This is a genomic window from Chryseobacterium sp. WLY505, from assembly GCF_030846215.1.
Classification (GTDB): Bacteria; Bacteroidota; Bacteroidia; order Flavobacteriales; family Weeksellaceae; genus Chryseobacterium.
In genome coordinates, this window is sequence record NZ_JAVCWI010000002.1 from 102035 (window position 1) to 118699 (window position 16665).

A 16665-nucleotide genomic window follows, 5' to 3' on the forward strand; every position below is an offset into this window, starting at 1 on the left:
TATAAAGAACATAAAAAAAGAGGCAAATTACTGCCTCCTTTTTTATGATACTTATGCCAGTTTATCCTTTATGATAAGGACAGCCGGAAACTGTACCGGAATGTCCGTCAGTACTAAAGAATTGTTCTTCAATAATCTTTCTCTGGTCCTCAGGAATATCCTGGATCTTACGAAGAGTGTTGACCTGGATGTGAGGCCAGCTTGTAGTTCCTCCATCGTTCCCGAAATCAAATTCAAAGAATACGATTTGCTCATATTGAAGCTGGAGAATCTCTTTTCCATCCTCAAGTACTGTTTCTATCCACATATCCATATCCACTTCAACAGTCGGAACAAAACGATTGACAAACGGGACATTCAAAACACCTCCCTGCGCTCCGGTTTTCATTTTGGAAGACATTCTCACATGAACATGATTGCTGACGTGTTGACCTCTTAATGTATCTCTTAATCTCAGATCAGGCCGTACAGAGTAAGGATACAAATTATCAGCCAGTATTCTCTGGGTATAAATTTTGTTTGAACCCTCATCATTCTTGTCGTCTAGAGTTTGATGAACCCACTCTGGTGCTGGTTGATCAAGATCAATGATTTCCTGAGGAGTTACTCCTGCATTACCCATGGTACGTGAAATGGAAAGATGATTGGTTTCCCATGCCTCTTTACCGTAAGGAAACTGGGGAGAACCTTCAATTAAATAGTACGTTTTTTTATCTTTATTTTGAGGAATGATATCTCCAAGCAAAGTAATGGTACTTCCATGAGGAATAACACCGCTTCTTGAGATAGAGTAGTCCGGGATAAAATAAGGACCATCAAGCCCTGCTCCCGGCTTTATTTCCTGTGCCGGAATAATTTCATAATAAGGCTGTCCCGGCTGTAGCTGGCTTTGAAGAACATATTGAGGATTGGCTTCTCCGTCCGGTGTTATCCTTAGCAAAGGCTCATCTCTATACTCGCCGGTATATCCGTATTTAGCATCCTCTGTTGAAATGGCGTGAATACCACGGTCTCTTTCAATAGATTCTTTCGTAGCTGCATGGTTATAGACATCACTCAGCCATAGGTACATTCCGTTTTCTTCGTGGATAGGTGTATATTTCAGGGCCTCCTGTTCTGGTATAGCATTAACACTTTTAATGCTTTGTTCGTATTTAACTGCTCCGCAGAAAAGTTCACTGGCACCACCACGATTACGTACTCCTCCGGGAACGATGGAAAATGTCAGTTTCTCAATATATTCTTCACTGGTAAAAGCGAATTTTCCAGGTATCGTCCCCGGATTGGTTCCGGGTGAAGGCATAATCGTAGTATGTACTCCGCTTGCTAATGATGATTTTGGAATATCTTTATTGTAATTGACATTATAGCTTACCCAGGTGCCATCCAGTGCAGCCAGAACTCCATAATCAACATTGTTTTCAATGGCCTGCAGGTTGTCTTCTCTGAACGGTCTCACCGGATCATCAATAAGAAGTTTTGAATATCCGTCCATTACTTCAGCCAGATTAACTTCCTTCTGACCCGGCATTTTGCGGAATAACTGTTCCCCTCCTGCTTCCGGACTTTCTTTTTTTCTTTTAAGCATGATATATCGTTTTTATGGTTATAAATTAATGTATTCGAAAGTTGGACCTGCATTGGTTTGGGCATCCAATGGTTGTTTCATCAGATTAACAGCCTGCTCTTTCAAAGCATACATATACATTATGGATTTTTCCAGTTCTCTGTGATTTCCTTCCACAGCGCTTTGTATGGCATCTAATAAACGTCTGTAGGTTTTATTGAACTCAACAGCCTGTGTATGTAATGCTTCGTTTTCTTGGTAGTCTGCCATTTTCGGATTAGGTTTCATGGGATAGGCTGCATTCCAGTCTACAGGAAGATCTTTTCCTGTAGGTGGTGTCGTTACAGGCATCATTCCGTTTTCATCCATGAAAGGCTCATAGTTGCCTCCCAGATAGAAATGCTCGTGAAAAACTTCTTTGAATCTGAAATAATGTGCCAGTTCAACCCCTTCTTCAAACTGGGACGGGTCAACATCAAAAATAGAATCATCAGCACCTTCACCTTGTCCTTTGATTTCCTGGAAAACAGCAATTACTCCGGCCAAAGCCTCTACAGAATGTAATTTTCCTCCACTTCCATAATATTGTTCAGGACGGATCTGTTTTTTTGAATCTCCTGTAAAAATCCCACCTGTATTTAATTCTTCAAAAGTCTTCGGAAGTTTTCCATGCTCTTTGTAATAAGCAATGATTTGGAAAACAACAATATAGAAGAACAATACATCATAGTATTCACCAATGGTATGTACGTTTTCCATGATGAAACCTTTCATATTTTCAAGCGTCCAGAAGTTATTTTCCAGCACTGCCGTTCTTTGGGAATATAATGCAGAAGTGTCAGCTTCGTGATCATATTTCGGAGCTTTTACCAAAGGTTGGCTTGGACTTTCAATGGCTATAAATGTGGCAATGCTGTTGCTTGAAAATGTTTCCAACCCTACATAGAAATCAACGTTCATCGGTAATTTCATGGGATAAGTAGGGTAGTTTTCCTGTTTGTTGACAGAAGGCTGAATGTCGATGGCATTCAGAACATTACAAACCATAATCAGGTGGAGCATTTCTTCTACAGCCACACTTCTTATAATTTGTGAAGCCAGCGCATTAGTTCCATCCTTGATTGAGTACAAAGCCGTAAGGTAGGGAGGAATTGTAGAATGTTCAATAAGAATGGCCGTCTGTAATAGGTCTTGTAGAACTGGTTTATAATCAATTTCTGTTATCCCCTTTTTAAATTCTGAAACTCCAGAGCCAAACTCAGATTCCAGATAAGTATCGAAATCTTTGATCTGATCATTAAGCAGGAGATTCGTTAAAGTTTTACTGTGATGTTTTAACCCTTCTATCCAGTCTTCTTTGCTAAGTGTTGAATCAAATAATAAAGAAGGTAGTGAAACACTTTCAGTAACAACGGCATTTCTCGCTGCCATTCTGCCTGCTGTTAATAACGTTTCCTGTGGTTGAACAGTTTTATTGATAAGTCTTTGTCTCATGTTGTTATTTTTTAAGTTGAATTTCAAGATCAGCAAGAATAGATTCTACCGAACGGATCGTGAATGCTGATAAGGTTAAAGTAGGATTTGAAGTTCCCAGAGTAGTCATATTTCCAGCGCCTACCACATATAAATTCGGGTGATCCCAGGCTTTACAATAGCTGTTGGTTACTGAATCTTCTGCTGTAGCACCCATTCTGTGAGTACCTACGATGTGGCCAGCTCCGTTATAAGAATATCTTTCTCCGTTGTACATTACAGAATTTTTGTCTTCCGCAGTATACTTTGTGAAATCCTTAATGTTTAATCTTTTAAACATTTGATCCGAAGCTTTTTTTGCCTGCTCCATCGCTTTCATTTCATACTCTGTCAGTTCATAATGAATGACAGGCCGCGGAATTCCAAGGACATCCAGATACTCATCATTAATGGTTACTCTGTTATTTGGATTCGGAAGCTGTTCAATCTCAAAATGGAATAATACCTGCTTTGAAAGTCTGTCAGTGAGGAGTTTTCTTAATTCTGTTCCAAAACGTTTATCTTTGATGAAGTAGGCTACATCAGAGCCTGGAGAGAAGGCAGGCCATCCCCATCCCCAGTTGTCGAGTGGAGAGATCCATGCTGAAAATTCACCTCTGAAATTTCCGTCGCGGAAAGACGAAATGTTTGTGGTAGAACCGGGACCCCTGTAAGGATAAACCGGTTCAGGGAAAAGTCCCCAGGTAAGCATCACCATATGATCCATAAGGTTTCTTCCTACCTGATCACTGCTGTTGGCTGCAGTCTTTACACCATCCGGAGTTGTATATTTGGAATTCAATAAAATTTTTGGATTTTCAAAAGCATTGGCCGCCAGAATAACGATGGCATCCGAAGTATCAATAGATTCTTCAACAAAATCAGTTTTTTCTTTTGAGGTATATCTTCTCAGATGGACTTTTGAAATTTTATGATTATCATTTTGATCTATACTTAATCTGTAAACAACACTCTGTGCCTGAATCTGCATGTATGGATTACGCGTAAGGTTTTCATTATCATTAAGTTTGTATAAAGCTTTTTTCAATGTTTTTAAAGCATTGTACTTCGCCTGAACGGGGCAGATTGGAACACAGGAGGCATTTCCTTCACAGCGCTCACCCATGTAAGGATTCCACACAGAACCAAGAGCTTTGTATTCTTCTTTTTCGGAGCTGTCTAAAACCAGTTGATATCCAGAATCTTTAGGTTCTGCTTTAATAATTTTTGTTTTTCCGTATTTCGGATTGGGGATGGAATTTCTTCCCTGTGGAGAGGGCACCATCATCAATGGTATTTCTCCGGAACTTAGCTTTACACTTGTTCCTTTAAGCCCATCAATAATCTTATGATCCATATAACTCTGAGGGATTTCTTCCATCGGGAATACATAGTTTCCATAATATTCTGCCGTTTTCTCGGTAATTGGATATTCCTGCCTTGAAACATCTCCGGAAACTCCGATTTCGAATTCCGCCATTTCATAATAAGGTCTTAATTCTTCATAACTTATCGGCCAGTTCACGGGCGTTTTTTCATCAGAATTTGGTTTTGGAATGGTGATGCCGTATTTTTCCGTAAGTTTGAAATCGTTGGGAAGCATTCTTGGAGTAGTTCCCAGCCAGTGAAGAGTTGTTCCTCCGCCTACTCTTATGGCATCACTTGCAAAGGGCATGGGCCCAAATTGCACCAGATAACCTTTTTTATCCGGATACGGCTGAACAATGTGTTCCATATCCAGAACGTTGGGAGAAGGAGCCTGCTTTAAGTTCGGATAAGGAGAGTTGGGAACTTTGGCTTCCTCTCTGTAAAAAGTACGGATATATTCATTGTAAGTGGTCATTGAGGACACGGAATCCAGTTCAATACCAGCTTTCAGGCCTGCCTCATACATCAGGATTGATATTTCCTTGATATTATCCGTTTTCCCGGCATCGGCACGATGAATCATTTTTCCTTTGGTTACATCAAACACATGATCAGACAATAGCTTTGCGATCAATGATCCTGCGATCCCCGTTCCTACGATGATCACATCTTTTTTGTTATTGGTCTGGCTCATGAGTTACTGTTTACAGGTTTAATATTCCATGATTTATATCCCGGCTGTTTGGCTCCCGGAGGATGGGAGTGCATCAGATTCCATACAAGACCTTCCTTGTAAGAAAGATCATTGATATAGGCTCCTTCCCAGGTTCCCAAATACCACATGGTGATTATCTTTCCGGCAATGTCATTCATTCCCGGGTTACCGATAATTTCAGATTGAATAGCCTTTTTTAATTCCTCTTCACCGGAAGAATTTTCAAGAATATTTTTAGAAACGGTAAGGAATTCTACGAAAGTGGCGGCTTCAAGGCTGTTTAAAACATAGATGTAGTAGGTTTCTGCCAGACCTGTGGACTGCAGTTCGTTGACCGTAAATCCGGCAAGCGCTTCCGAGATAGACATAAACACGTCGAAATAATAATCGTCGACGTTGAGAATTTTGTTAATAATATTCATTTCGTAAAAATTTGGGTTAGATATCTTCAACTCCTTTTAATGGGAGGTTATCATGCCGATCGATCTATAGTTGCCGGATTCTTCAGATAACACCTCTTTTTTAGAAATGATTGAATGTATTTCAAGCGATCCATAGTTATCAATTTTGTTTATCCGAAATTAATCAGAACTCAGCAGATGAGATTCAGTATTTCTACGTAATTTGTGTTTATGCAATTTTAATTTTTTGTAAAAAATCCTTTATATTAGGGCGTTTCAAGAGGTTGTATTTTCACCTAGTTTAGAATTATTTTAAATAATGTGGTATTGAATAGAGAATTAGATTTTAATGTCGGAAAAGTCAATACTTTAAAAAATAATAATAATTTGATGATCAGAATGTAACGAAAGCGAAACGGCAAATGTCTAATCTGTATAATTGAACTTTTTACCCAATTATCACTGATCATGAAACGACTTATCTTAACTTTATTATGCTCTGCTTCCTCTATTTTGCCTGCACAAGGATTTAATAACAAAAAAGAAAAAGCTATTCCTTCCAAAAATTTGAATGAACAAACAATTCATCAGTCTATTCAAAAGGAAACAGATAAGATATTCAATAAATTGGTGAATATCAGACGGGATTTTCATGAAAACCCGGAGCTGTCAGGGAAGGAGAAGCGAACACAGGAAAAAATTAAGAAGTATCTGTTGGATCTTGGAATAGAAGTGCAAACAGAGAGTTACGGACATAGTGTTGTAGGGATTCTGAAGGGTGGCAAAAAAGGAAAAAAGATTGCTTGGAGATCAGATATGGATGCCCTTCCGAATGATTATCCCGATCCTGAAACTTTCAAATCAAAAATAAAAGGGGTTCAGCATGGTTGCGGTCATGATATTCATATGGCGATTGGATTAGGAATTGCAGAGGTTCTTGCAAAAAATAAACAATCATTAAAAGGGACAGTCTATTTTGTATTCCAGCCTGAAGAGGAAACCTTCAAAGGAGCAAAAGAAATGCTTCATAATGGATTACTTTCCAGAATAAATCCCGATGAAATCTACGGATTGCATGTGACAGCTACACCCGTCGGGCAAATTATGGTAAAGTCCAATGAAATGTTTGCTTATCAGAAAAAGATAAGAATTCAGCTAAAAAACGGATTATCAGAAGATGAACTTAACAGCTTGGGAAAAAAGATCAGCAATTCATTATTCCGGACTTCTCACGGAGGCAAACCCTGGGAATTACAATCTATCGTAGATCCTAAAATCGGACTGACAAATCCTGATACTATTTTCAAAGACTATCTGTTCACTGACGGAAAATTCAACATGTATTCCAAAAACAACGAGTCTTTTCTTGAAACGTATCTGTATGAGACAAATGTTTCTCATTTGGAAAAAATAATTCCTACAATTCAAAAAGTGATTGAAGACAACGGGTATAAAGACCAGTTTCTTTCCGTTTCATTTGTTCAGGAAAATCCAACGATCATCAATGATGAAAGGTTGACCCGTTCAGCAACAGAAATACTTCAGAATCTGTATGGTAAAAATGCAATTGCTCCGGATTATGGCCAGGTTCCGTTTTTTAATGATGACTTTTCTTATTTTCAAGAAAAAATCCCTGGAGTGTACTTCTTCCTGGGTGGTTCCAATTTTGAAAAAGATGTGATCGCCATGAATCATTCTCCCAATTTTCAGGTGGATGAAGAAAGTATCAGAACGGGAGTTAAAAGTTTTTCATCATTAATCATTGAGCGTCTTAACAGAAACTAATTTTCCACCGCAATGGCATCTATCTCAAACAACATTCCAGGTAAAGCCAACTGATTTACCGGAATAAGGGTACTGGTAGGCAAGTATGAACTTTTCCATACTTTCCTGGCTTCGTCAGCCCATATCTGAAGTTTTTCCTGGTTGTGGTCAACAATAAGTAAGGTGATTTTAACGATATTTTCAAATGTCATTGAATGGTTCTGTAAAACGATTTGTAAATTTTTCAAAGCATCCTGAACCTGAGTTTTGAAGTCATTTGCCAGTACATGATGTTCACCTACGCCGCCACTCTGTCCCGAGATAAAACACATCCTGGATGGAGATTCCACAGAAATGCTGTGAGAAAAACCATAAGGGCTGGGGTTGAATAGTTCTATAGGATTAATCAGTCCGGGTTGTTTATTATTGTCCATAATCTGTCATTTAATAGAGTAAAAATGAGCGAAAAAAATATAAAAAGTCTTTACATATGTTGAGAAAAATATTCTTTTAATTCTGTAAATATGGCTTGCGTTTATCATTAGATTCTGATATAAAAAATGCTGTTCACAGGAACAGCATTTTTTTAATTTTTTACTCTACAACAATACTTTCAATGCCTTTTTGCAATGCCGTATCCTGGATAACCGGAACAGAAAGTCCTTCTGCTCGCACAACAGAAATATCTGTCATTCCCATAAAACCAAGAGTTTGTTTTAAGTAAGGAACTACAAAGTCATAAGCTTGTCCTTCTCCTTCAGAATACACTCCGCCACTGGAAAAGGCAAGATATACTTTCTTATTTTTTACCAATCCTTCGGGACCATTTTCGCTATAGCTGAATGTTTTTCCTGCTCTGGCGATATGATCAAGCCATGATTTCAATGTGGACGTGATACTGAAGTTGTAAAGAGGAGCTTCAATAATGATAATGTCAGCCTCCTGCAATTCATTAATTACGGTATCTGAAAGTTTTACTGTTTCCAACTGTTCAGAAGTACGGTTTTCAGCTGGAGTAAAAAATGCATTGATGTGCGCTTCTTCCAAATGCGGAAAAAGAGGATTGGTTAAATCACGTTTTTTTAAAATACGGTCCGGATATTTGTCCGTAATTTTTTCTACTACAGCATTTCCCAGTTTCTTGCTGACTGACGATTCTCTTCTTGGACTTGAAGTGATATGAAGTACTCGTTTCATTTTTTATTTTTTTTAAAATTGATGTTTCAAAATTATTTATATTTACTAATAAAAAGATAGTAGTTACCAAAAGGTTAGTAATAACATTTTGGTTAGTAACAAGAGAAAACAGAGACTATGGAAGAAGAAAAAATAGTGTATTCCAGACCGCAATGCAGTACTCATCTGTCTGCCACAGAGGATGCCTTGTATGTCTTGGGTGGCAGATGGACCATCCGGGTGATGATTGCCATTTTGGGCGGTCATACACGCTTCAATGAACTCCAAAGAACCATCAGTGGCATTTCAGCAAGAGTATTATCCAGTGAATTGAAAAAACTGGAGGTTAATCATTTGGTTGAAAGAACCGTTGTCACAGACCAGAAGCCGGTGTTGGTAGAATATGTTCCCACAGAATACAGCGAGTCATTGAAAGATGTGATTGCAGCACTGGCAGATTGGGGCGCAAAACATAAAAAGAAAATTACAGCCTGATAAGTAGATAGAAGAGTGGTGTCGAAATTAAAAATACTGCGTTTTTGTGGTATTTGATAAGTTGTAGCATTGCCTGCACTTTAAGTATTTTTACTCAAATTAATAATAACAAGATGATCATAAGCGAAGATTTATTATTTTCTCACGAAGCTACTCTGGAAAATTATGAAGCAGGAGATGCTGTTTTTCAGGAAGGTACTGCAGCGAAATATTATTTCCAGATCAGACAAGGCACCGTGAAACTGAATACGTTTTTGGAAGACGGAAAAGAGTTTGTTCATGGGTTCCCCTTTGACGGACATTGCATTGGTGAAAGCTATTTATTTACCGATCATCATTATGCCATTAACGCTATTGCCGTTACCCACTGTGAAATTATTAAAATCTCCAAAAACAAAATTCTCGAAATACTGCTGGAAAAAACTGAATTAATGCTTGAGATTAATAAATACATGGCGGACAGAATGCATTTCAGATTTATGATTTCCAGCTTTCTGGCTATTTCAGATCCTATTGTAAAGCTCATGAAACTTTTTGATCATATTAAAAAATATTTCGGATTTGAAGAGCCCTATTCATTCCTGGTGCCTTACACCAGACAGCAAATAGCAACCTTAACCGGTCTTCGGGTAGAGACGGTGATCCGATATGTCAAGAAAATGGAAGAGCAGAAAATGGTTAAAATTGAAAGCACTAAAATTTATTATTAGCTTTCAGAAATTCATTTTAAGGTTTCTTATTAGGAAGCTGTTTAAACTTTTATTTTTTTGAAATAGTAAGATTTGCATTAAGAGGTTTAGAATATTAAGATAATTTACGCTTAAAGCGTAAAAATCAGAATGATTTATCTTAACTATACTTTATTTCTTAAGTTCATTCTTAATGGTTTATTTTTTAAATACTGTCGATATAAAACTATTTCTATTTTAAAATTAAAACAGGCTGAGAGGTGTTCTGGTAAATTCCTTCGGAAATACTTCTGCTTGCCAGATAATACAAAAAGCTGTGCTTACCGGGTAGCGCTATAATAAGGTCTGCCTGATCTGATACAGCAAAGTTCAGGATACCCTTGATAATATTCTCATCATGAGAATAATGAATACTGCTCGGAATTTCCGTTAAGTGTTCGCGGATATAATCTTCCAGTTCCTTTTTTTGGTTCTCGTCCTCTTTTTCGCGGGTATTGATATTTAAAAATGAAAGACGAACATCTTGTTTATGAATAACAGATTTGTGATGAAACAGTCTTTCCAATCTTTTAATACCCTTGATATCACAAGGAATAAATATATTCTTAACAGGAGTGTAATGATAGCTGTGAGGTACAATCAGGGTTTTTACAGGACTTGTTCTGGCAATGCTTATAATATTCTCAGAAACAAAACTCTCAGTGGAAGAAGTCTGATCATCGCTTCCCAGAATAATCAGTTCTACAGACGGCTGGTTTTTTAAAAGTTCATTAATACTTCTGGTAAGAGTCCAATCACTTAAAACTCTGGAAACTTTAACTTGAGGTGACTTTACCGTGATAATACTGCTTAGCTGATCGAATAACAATTCTGTCCTTTGCAATAGATTATTGACACTTTCTTCGTTCACAAACGAATGGCCTTCTGCGATATGCAGATAATCAAATTCAGATTCTCCTGCTGTTTTGAGTAGGATAATATTTTGATATTCGTAGGCTTTTGCCCAATCTGCAGCAATTCTTACTGCATTTTCTGTAGTTGATGTAAAATCAACAGGTACAAGGATGGTTCTCATAGTGCAATATGTTTTGGTCCTGATTCTTCCAGGTTGGCTGTCATTTTTTTTACCAGAAGCAATGCTTTAATGATCTCTTCTTCATGAATGTCATCAGCTGCTTTTTTATAAAGATCCAATGCCCAGGGATAAACAGTTTCTACAATTCGTTTACCTTTCGGGGTCAAAAAGATCTGCTTATTTCTCCGGTCGTTTTTATCCGCGATCCGTTCAACAAGATCTCGTTTTACAAGACTGTTGATGAGATAGGTAATGCTAGACTTGTCTTTGCTTACCTTATTTCCTATTTCCTGCTGGTTGATGCCGCTATTTCGTGAAAGCAATCCCAGGATTTCAATCAGCTCAAAAGACAAATCCGGATCATATTCATTAACAATGGTTTGAATTTTCTGCCGAAGACGGCTTTTCATTTCACTCATTGCAAGGCCAAGCTCCAGAGCAAGTTCCGATATATTATTCTGTTTTACGGGCATACTTTTATAATGATATAAAAGGCTAAAGCGCATGGTCAAAGGATTTTTAGCATGACTTACCCTAACAAATATACGAAAAATTAGTTTTAATTGAAACTAATTAATTGTGAAATATTACATTGGAAATAAAGGAAAAGTAAATCTACAGGAACAGGTTTTGCACTCTTAAATGTAGAAGTAAAAGGTATTAATTTAAAAATCTTGCTCCGTCAACAGGATTAAGACGATGGCTTTATTGCGATTTGCTTTTTGGAAAGAATTCTCAGAAAAATATAGAAAGGAACTTCATGGAAGTAATCTTGGGAATGATTTCCTAAAACAACATGAAAGAATTACCTTGTTATATGCTGCTAAATACGATGAGCATTGTCATGCGATTATTTTGAAAAAATACCTTGAAAGTCTACAACAGATATAAAAAAAGCAGAGATTAATTCTCTGCTTTTTCTTTTTTAACGGCCTGATGCATAATAAGAATGATCCCCAAAAGGAAACATGCAATGATCAGGTAGCGCCAGGAAAGACCTTTTTGATCCGTCACCGTTCCACTTACTGAGATGATAAAACTGGTTACAGAAGTGATCACATATACCAATCCACCCATCAGTCCACCGGCAGTACCTGCGTTTTTCGGAAAGTAAAGCATACTTGTTGTAAAAAAAGAGGTAAATAAAATTCCGGAGCAGATATGAATAAAAAAGGCAAATGGAATCATAATGAAAAGACTTTCTGCAAAATAGCTGGTAGTGATCAACCCTCCAATCAGAATCAACTGAAGAAGGATAGGCTGTAATATTCTTGGTTTAAAATCCAGAGTCAGCCTGCGTTTTCCTATAAAACCTCCAATCATCCACGAAAATCCTAAGATTAACGTACAGTATCCAATCACTACAGGCGTAAAATGAAAAGTGTTTTCAATAATAAACGGTCCGGTAATATTAAATAGCATTACGATAGAGTAGCTCAGTCCCAAAATGAAAATACCCAGCATAAAAATCCTGTTCTTAAGCATCATTTTGTAAAGGCTTATATTTTCTGAAAGATCCAGCTTCTTTTTCTGGGGAAGACTTTCTCCACTAAAAAACCATTCAAAAAGAAACAGAAATCCCGCATAAGCTGCCAGGAAGTAGAAATTAGCATGCCAGTTAAAAATTTTCTCAAGATATCCTCCAAGGAAAGGCGCTAAAATAGGGCCACAAGACCATACAATGGTAAAATAACTCAAATAATGCTTTACCCTTTCCGCATCGTAAATATCCACAAAAATAGCACGCGTTGCTACAACAAGTACTGAAACCGCAGCTCCCTGAAGAATACGAAGCAGACAGATCAGTAAAATACTGTTGGTCATCGTAATTAAAATGCTGGTCAGAATCAGCAGGAATAATGCTATTAATTTGGGACGGTAACGACCAATGCTATCCAGAATTCCTCCTACAAACAATTGGGAAATTCCGTAGCTCAACAGATATGAAGTCAGGGTAATCTGAATATCTTTTTCCGAAACCATCATTTCTTTGGCCATAGAAGGGAACGATGGTAAATAAATATCCGTGACAAACCCGGAAAGCGGGATAGACACGAAAGCCATAATGGTAATTAATCTGATTCGTTGCTCAGATGCTTCTCTCAACATATTCATTCATTTTTTACATTGCAAAAATAAGTCAAGAAATACAAAACCGGATTTTAAAAGACAAAGTAAAAATTACAAAAATCAAATATTAGGATAGGTTCTTGAATTTTAAGGGTGAAGTCTGAGCATGCTTTTTAAAGAAATTATTAAAATGAGCAGGCTGGTCAAACCCTAAAGTATATCCTATCTGGGCAATATCCCAATTGGTATACTTCAACAGGTTTTTGGATTCTTCAAACATCTTTTCTTTAATAATCTGTGTTGTAGTAAGGTTCGTTACAGATTTCACAGAAGAATTCAAATGATTGACATGAACATTCAGATGCTCGGCAAAATCAGAAGGTGTTTTTAAGGCCAGCGGATAAGCAGGAGAGTCCAAAGGAAACTGTTTGTTGAGCAATTCATCGAATAATTTGTATAAACGTACATTTGCAGGAAGCTCATGGGGATTGATGTCTTCCACGCGGTTTTCCAATGCCAGGTGCATTACAGAAGCAAGATTGCTTTTGATGCTGCTGCAACGGAAAGGATATGAAGAGTTATTCATACGGTAAATCTGGTCGAAATAAAGAGTAGCCAGCTGGGCTTGTTCTTCCGTCAGGAAAATAACCGGCTTGCTCCATTCCTTGAACATCGAAGTTTTTTTAAACAGGTTAAATTCTGAATTTCCGTTAAAAAACTCCTGATTAAACAAACAGAAATATCCTTCCTGTACATCACTTTCGCACTCCCATGAATACGGGATACTGGGAGAAGGGAAAAATAAAGCAGGACCATCTATATACAGTTGATGCGCACCATAATGAATAGTTCCTTTTCCAATGATAAAGCTTATTTTATAATAATCACGACGGTTGTAAGGACTTTTGAAGCTACAATATCTCCTCATGGAAATATTGAAATGGGATTTTCCGGTTTCAAAATTCTCAGAATCAAATATTTTAATCTGATCTTTACGGATGCGTCTGTAATAATCTTCTATCGTTTCCAGCTGATCACTCATAGGTAAAAATTATAAAAATCAAAGATAGGGAAACTATTGCTTGCTTAAAATAATTTTAAATGAGATAATAGAAATAGTAATCATAGCTTTGCTCAATATTATCAATACTAAGGTAACTAACCATTTATTATAAACTATCTGTGCACATCTGTGAAATCTGCGGGCGAAAATAATTAAATTAACTTTTATTAATTTCCATTTCCAAAATATGCGATGGCAGTTGAAAAGGGCCAGTCTTTGAGCTTTCTACAGCTATAAAACCAGACTCTTTTAAAAAAACTGCAAGCGGATCATGATCTAATATATTGATCCATATAATATCCGTAAAGCTTACTGCTGATCTGCATTTTTTCCAAAGAGACTGTCTTGTTTCCGGAAAATCAAACTCTGAAAGAATTACAAAGCTGATTTCTGTAGCTCTTTTCCCTTCAGGGATTCCCGGGTGTAAAGAACCGCTTTTTATAATGCTGTATCCGATTGGCTTCTGATCAGCATAGGTCATAATCAGTTGGTTGGAGAGATCATTCAGGTCATTGATCATCTTTCTCGGATCTATTTCGTGCTGAATATATTTTTTGATGTCTTCCTCACTTACAAACTCTTTATGCAAGGTATAAACGGAAGAATCGATAATGGTTATAAGATCAGAAATTCCCTCTTCAGAACCCACTGTAAATTTTGAAATGATATCCATGAAATTTTTTTATTCAAAATTATAAGATTAATCCATTCAAAAAGGATACAGTTCACTAAAATATAATCGGTACAGAAAGGTATTTTTGTAAATTTGTTCAGTACAGTGTTGTGTTATGATGAAACCTTATAAGTATGAAATTTTTACGGATGAAATAGAGAAGCAGATCTACAGTGGAGTTTTACAGGAAAATGAAAGACTTCCTTCCGTTCGTGATATCAAAGAAAAATACAAACTGAGTACAAGTTCCGTACAAAGTGGATTTGAATACCTTATAATCAAAGGGTTGATCAGAAGTTATCCGCGGTCCGGCTATTTTGTCACAGGAATTCAGGAGGAGAATATTCCGGAAATAAAAACCAAGTTTCCGGCTGTAGTAAGGGATAAGGCATTTACAAAAAACATCATGCTTACTTCCAAAAGAACTTCAGAATTCAGTTCTTTCAATAGTGCAGCGCCGGGAGATCTTCTGATTCCGCAAAAGCTAATTCTCAGAACAATGCAGGAAGTCATTCGTGAGAAAGGAGCATCACTGCTCAGGTATTATCCTTCAAACGGACTGGAGTTATTAAGAAAACATATTGCAAAACAAATGGGAGCTTATGGCTGCATCTTAAATCCGGACGAAATAATTATCACTGATGGTGCTCTGCAGGCCCTTACAATTGCTTTGAAATCGGTTACAAAAGCAGGAGATGTAGTGGCAGTTGAGAGTCCATGTGTGTTTTCTGTATTGGAAGTGCTTGCTCATCTGGAGCTCAAGGTTATTGAGGTTCCTGTACATTATAAAACAGGCTTTGATACTGAATATTTTCAAAAGATCTGCAAGGAAAATAAGATCAGTGCTCTCGTAACGACTCCCAATTTTCATAATCCCACAGGTGTTGTAATGAATGATGGAGCAAAAAAAGAAATTCTGAGTATTGCAGAAACTCATCAGTTCTGTATTATTGAGAATGATATGTATTCCGATCTTTATTTTGAAGACGAAAGACCCAAGAGTATAAAGAGCTTTGATAAAAAAGGTATCGTGATGATGTATTCGTCATTTTCAAAGACATTGGCTCCAGGGATTCGTTTAGGCTGGCTATATGCCGGAAATTTTTATGCAAAATCCGAGAGAGTACGATTTGCGTTAGGGCGCACAGTTTCTCCCATTTACCAGGAACTGGTTCTGAAACTGCTGCAGGGAAGCAGTTATGAAAGACACCTTCGTGTATTCCGGAAAAAACTCAGTCAGCAGGCTGTTCAGATAGTGGATATTGTAAGAAAATCCTTTCCTGAAGGTTCTTATTTTCACAGACCGCGAGGAGGTTACAGTATTTGGGGGCAGCTTCCAGAGAATACGGATATGAAAAGATTTTATCAGTATTGTGAAGAACATCAGATTTTGTTTACTCCCGGACATACCTTTTCGTTCACTGATAACTACCAGTCTCATTTCAGGATTATTTTTGCCGAAAGAATTACCTCTGAAAGCATTGTTTTGTTAAAAAATGCAGGCAGGAAAGCAAAAGAACTGCAGTTTTGAACCATTAAAAATAAGTAAGTATGATAAGTAAATCAAATGGCTTTTCAATAAGCTTTTTTAAGAGAAGCTTGTTTGCTGTTTTTTTTGATTCTTATTGATTCTGAGTGGTTTATTTAAAAATTGATTACTTCTGCACATAAACCCCAGATATGTGGCTGATTTTCTACAATAATTTGATTTTATTTTAAAAATTAAATTGAATTTAAGAAAGACTCAGAAAAAATGATTAAATCCACTATTTTTTTTCGACACAATTAGGCTGGAATCACCATAAAACCTATATTTGCAGCCTAAATTTTTAAATAAATGAAAGAACTAATTGAAAAAATCAACGCAGAATTTGAAGCGTTCACAACTGAGGCAAACCAACAAGCGGAAAAAGGAAACAAAGCAGCTGGTACAAGAGCTCGTAAAGCAGCTTTAGAACTAAGCAAATTGTTCAAAGAATTCAGAAAAGTTTCTGTAGAAGAAGCTAAGAAATAATTCACCTTTAGCCGGCTTTTGAAGCCGGTTTTTTTATGCCTTAATAAAAGATATTTTAATATTAAATGTTCCAAGTTTTAAAA

Annotated in this window: 17 protein-coding genes; 6 read left to right on the forward strand and 11 right to left on the reverse strand. The window is 37.0% G+C overall.

Annotated features, from left to right (window positions below; genetic code table 11):
* Positions 1–61 precede the first annotated feature (61 nt).
* Genes RAH34_RS05870 through RAH34_RS05885 form a run of 4 tightly spaced genes read right to left on the reverse strand, consistent with a single transcriptional unit; the run spans position 62 to position 5584 of the window.
* Positions 62–1588: a peroxidase, FMP-type gene (locus tag RAH34_RS05870; RefSeq protein ID WP_306595486.1), complete on the reverse strand. Its 1527-nt coding sequence runs from the start codon at positions 1586–1588 to the stop codon at positions 62–64.
* 18 nt (positions 1589–1606) lie between these two features.
* The gene (locus tag RAH34_RS05875; RefSeq protein WP_306595487.1) at positions 1607–3061 is read right to left on the reverse strand and encodes a ferritin-like protein; all 1455 of its coding nucleotides are present in this window, start codon (positions 3059–3061) and stop codon (positions 1607–1609) included.
* A gap of 4 nt (positions 3062–3065) precedes the next feature.
* The gene (locus RAH34_RS05880; RefSeq protein WP_306595488.1) at positions 3066–5141 is read right to left on the reverse strand and encodes a GMC oxidoreductase; all 2076 of its coding nucleotides are present in this window, start codon (positions 5139–5141) and stop codon (positions 3066–3068) included.
* The gene (locus RAH34_RS05885) at positions 5138–5584 is read right to left on the reverse strand and encodes a hypothetical protein (protein WP_306595489.1); all 447 of its coding nucleotides are present in this window, start codon (positions 5582–5584) and stop codon (positions 5138–5140) included. The genes RAH34_RS05880 and RAH34_RS05885 overlap by 4 nt, the downstream gene beginning before the upstream one ends.
* A gap of 447 nt (positions 5585–6031) precedes the next feature.
* Here RAH34_RS05885 and RAH34_RS05890 point away from each other — a divergent pair, with 447 nt between their 5' ends.
* The gene (locus tag RAH34_RS05890; RefSeq protein ID WP_306595490.1) at positions 6032–7348 is read left to right on the forward strand and encodes a M20 family metallopeptidase; all 1317 of its coding nucleotides are present in this window, start codon (positions 6032–6034) and stop codon (positions 7346–7348) included.
* Here RAH34_RS05890 and RAH34_RS05895 read toward each other — a convergent pair.
* Both RAH34_RS05895 and RAH34_RS05900 read right to left on the reverse strand, forming a co-directional pair.
* Positions 7345–7761: a RidA family protein gene (locus RAH34_RS05895; RefSeq protein WP_306595491.1), complete on the reverse strand. Its 417-nt coding sequence runs from the start codon at positions 7759–7761 to the stop codon at positions 7345–7347. The two genes, RAH34_RS05890 and RAH34_RS05895, sit on opposite strands and share 4 nt — an antisense overlap.
* 160 nt (positions 7762–7921) lie before the next feature.
* A complete protein-coding gene (locus RAH34_RS05900; protein ID WP_306595492.1) occupies positions 7922–8524 on the reverse strand; it encodes an FMN-dependent NADH-azoreductase in 603 nt (200 codons plus the stop codon).
* A gap of 117 nt (positions 8525–8641) precedes the next feature.
* On the opposite strand from RAH34_RS05900, the gene RAH34_RS05905 reads away from it, so the two are divergent.
* Positions 8642–8998, forward strand: coding sequence for a helix-turn-helix domain-containing protein (locus RAH34_RS05905; RefSeq protein ID WP_114822434.1), 357 nt, complete (start codon positions 8642–8644; stop codon positions 8996–8998).
* Positions 8999–9111: 113 nt separating this feature from the next.
* Complete coding sequence (locus RAH34_RS05910; RefSeq protein WP_306595493.1) at positions 9112–9708, forward strand: Crp/Fnr family transcriptional regulator; 597 nt, start codon at positions 9112–9114, stop codon at positions 9706–9708.
* Positions 9709–9919: 211 nt separating this feature from the next.
* Here the strand turns inward: RAH34_RS05910 and RAH34_RS05915 are convergent, their stop codons facing one another.
* Both RAH34_RS05915 and RAH34_RS05920 read right to left on the reverse strand, forming a co-directional pair.
* The gene (locus RAH34_RS05915) at positions 9920–10762 is read right to left on the reverse strand and encodes a universal stress protein (RefSeq protein WP_306595494.1); all 843 of its coding nucleotides are present in this window, start codon (positions 10760–10762) and stop codon (positions 9920–9922) included.
* Positions 10759–11235 (reverse strand): MarR family winged helix-turn-helix transcriptional regulator, encoded by a 477-nt coding sequence (locus tag RAH34_RS05920; protein ID WP_306595495.1) that lies wholly within the window; start codon positions 11233–11235, stop codon positions 10759–10761. The genes RAH34_RS05915 and RAH34_RS05920 overlap by 4 nt, the downstream gene beginning before the upstream one ends.
* Positions 11236–11461: 226 nt before the next feature.
* Here RAH34_RS05920 and RAH34_RS22790 point away from each other — a divergent pair, with 226 nt between their 5' ends.
* Complete coding sequence (locus RAH34_RS22790; protein WP_373427981.1) at positions 11462–11653, forward strand: DUF488 family protein; 192 nt, start codon at positions 11462–11464, stop codon at positions 11651–11653.
* Positions 11654–11665: 12 nt separating this feature from the next.
* Here the strand turns inward: RAH34_RS22790 and RAH34_RS05925 are convergent, their stop codons facing one another.
* From RAH34_RS05925 to RAH34_RS05935, 3 genes are all read right to left on the reverse strand, one after another.
* Positions 11666–12871: an MFS transporter gene (locus RAH34_RS05925; RefSeq protein ID WP_114822429.1), complete on the reverse strand. Its 1206-nt coding sequence runs from the start codon at positions 12869–12871 to the stop codon at positions 11666–11668.
* 88 nt (positions 12872–12959) lie between these two features.
* Positions 12960–13874, reverse strand: a complete 915-nt coding sequence (locus RAH34_RS05930; protein ID WP_114822428.1) for an AraC family transcriptional regulator — start codon at positions 13872–13874, stop codon at positions 12960–12962.
* Positions 13875–14052: 178 nt separating this feature from the next.
* Complete coding sequence (locus tag RAH34_RS05935; RefSeq protein WP_306595496.1) at positions 14053–14568, reverse strand: hypothetical protein; 516 nt, start codon at positions 14566–14568, stop codon at positions 14053–14055.
* A 115-nt stretch (positions 14569–14683) separates the two neighbouring features.
* Here RAH34_RS05935 and RAH34_RS05940 point away from each other — a divergent pair, with 115 nt between their 5' ends.
* Both RAH34_RS05940 and RAH34_RS05945 read left to right on the forward strand, forming a co-directional pair.
* A complete protein-coding gene (locus tag RAH34_RS05940) occupies positions 14684–16099 on the forward strand; it encodes a PLP-dependent aminotransferase family protein (RefSeq protein ID WP_306595497.1) in 1416 nt (471 codons plus the stop codon).
* A gap of 306 nt (positions 16100–16405) precedes the next feature.
* A complete protein-coding gene (locus RAH34_RS05945) occupies positions 16406–16582 on the forward strand; it encodes a histone H1 (RefSeq protein WP_002978882.1) in 177 nt (58 codons plus the stop codon).
* Positions 16583–16665: the final 83 nt, after the last annotated feature.

Excerpts from the sequence above, each read along its gene's own strand:
- RAH34_RS05870 (WP_306595486.1), bottom strand. The coding sequence starts at position 1,588 with ATGCTTAAAAGAAAAAAAGAAAGTCCGGAAGCAGGAGGGGAACAGTTA.
- RAH34_RS05875 (WP_306595487.1), bottom strand. The coding sequence starts at position 3,061 with ATGAGACAAAGACTTATCAATAAAACTGTTCAACCACAGGAAACGTTA.
- RAH34_RS05880 (WP_306595488.1), bottom strand. The coding sequence starts at position 5,141 with ATGAGCCAGACCAATAACAAAAAAGATGTGATCATCGTAGGAACGGGG.
- RAH34_RS05885 (WP_306595489.1), bottom strand. The coding sequence starts at position 5,584 with ATGAATATTATTAACAAAATTCTCAACGTCGACGATTATTATTTCGAC.
- RAH34_RS05890 (WP_306595490.1), top strand. The coding sequence starts at position 6,032 with ATGAAACGACTTATCTTAACTTTATTATGCTCTGCTTCCTCTATTTTG.
- RAH34_RS05895 (WP_306595491.1), bottom strand. The coding sequence starts at position 7,761 with ATGGACAATAATAAACAACCCGGACTGATTAATCCTATAGAACTATTC.
- RAH34_RS05900 (WP_306595492.1), bottom strand. The coding sequence starts at position 8,524 with ATGAAACGAGTACTTCATATCACTTCAAGTCCAAGAAGAGAATCGTCA.
- RAH34_RS05905 (WP_114822434.1), top strand. The coding sequence starts at position 8,642 with ATGGAAGAAGAAAAAATAGTGTATTCCAGACCGCAATGCAGTACTCAT.
- RAH34_RS05910 (WP_306595493.1), top strand. The coding sequence starts at position 9,112 with ATGATCATAAGCGAAGATTTATTATTTTCTCACGAAGCTACTCTGGAA.
- RAH34_RS05915 (WP_306595494.1), bottom strand. The coding sequence starts at position 10,762 with ATGAGAACCATCCTTGTACCTGTTGATTTTACATCAACTACAGAAAAT.
- RAH34_RS05920 (WP_306595495.1), bottom strand. The coding sequence starts at position 11,235 with ATGCCCGTAAAACAGAATAATATATCGGAACTTGCTCTGGAGCTTGGC.
- RAH34_RS22790 (WP_373427981.1), top strand. The coding sequence starts at position 11,462 with ATGGCTTTATTGCGATTTGCTTTTTGGAAAGAATTCTCAGAAAAATAT.
- RAH34_RS05925 (WP_114822429.1), bottom strand. The coding sequence starts at position 12,871 with ATGTTGAGAGAAGCATCTGAGCAACGAATCAGATTAATTACCATTATG.
- RAH34_RS05930 (WP_114822428.1), bottom strand. The coding sequence starts at position 13,874 with ATGAGTGATCAGCTGGAAACGATAGAAGATTATTACAGACGCATCCGT.
- RAH34_RS05935 (WP_306595496.1), bottom strand. The coding sequence starts at position 14,568 with ATGGATATCATTTCAAAATTTACAGTGGGTTCTGAAGAGGGAATTTCT.
- RAH34_RS05940 (WP_306595497.1), top strand. The coding sequence starts at position 14,684 with ATGATGAAACCTTATAAGTATGAAATTTTTACGGATGAAATAGAGAAG.
- RAH34_RS05945 (WP_002978882.1), top strand. The coding sequence starts at position 16,406 with ATGAAAGAACTAATTGAAAAAATCAACGCAGAATTTGAAGCGTTCACA.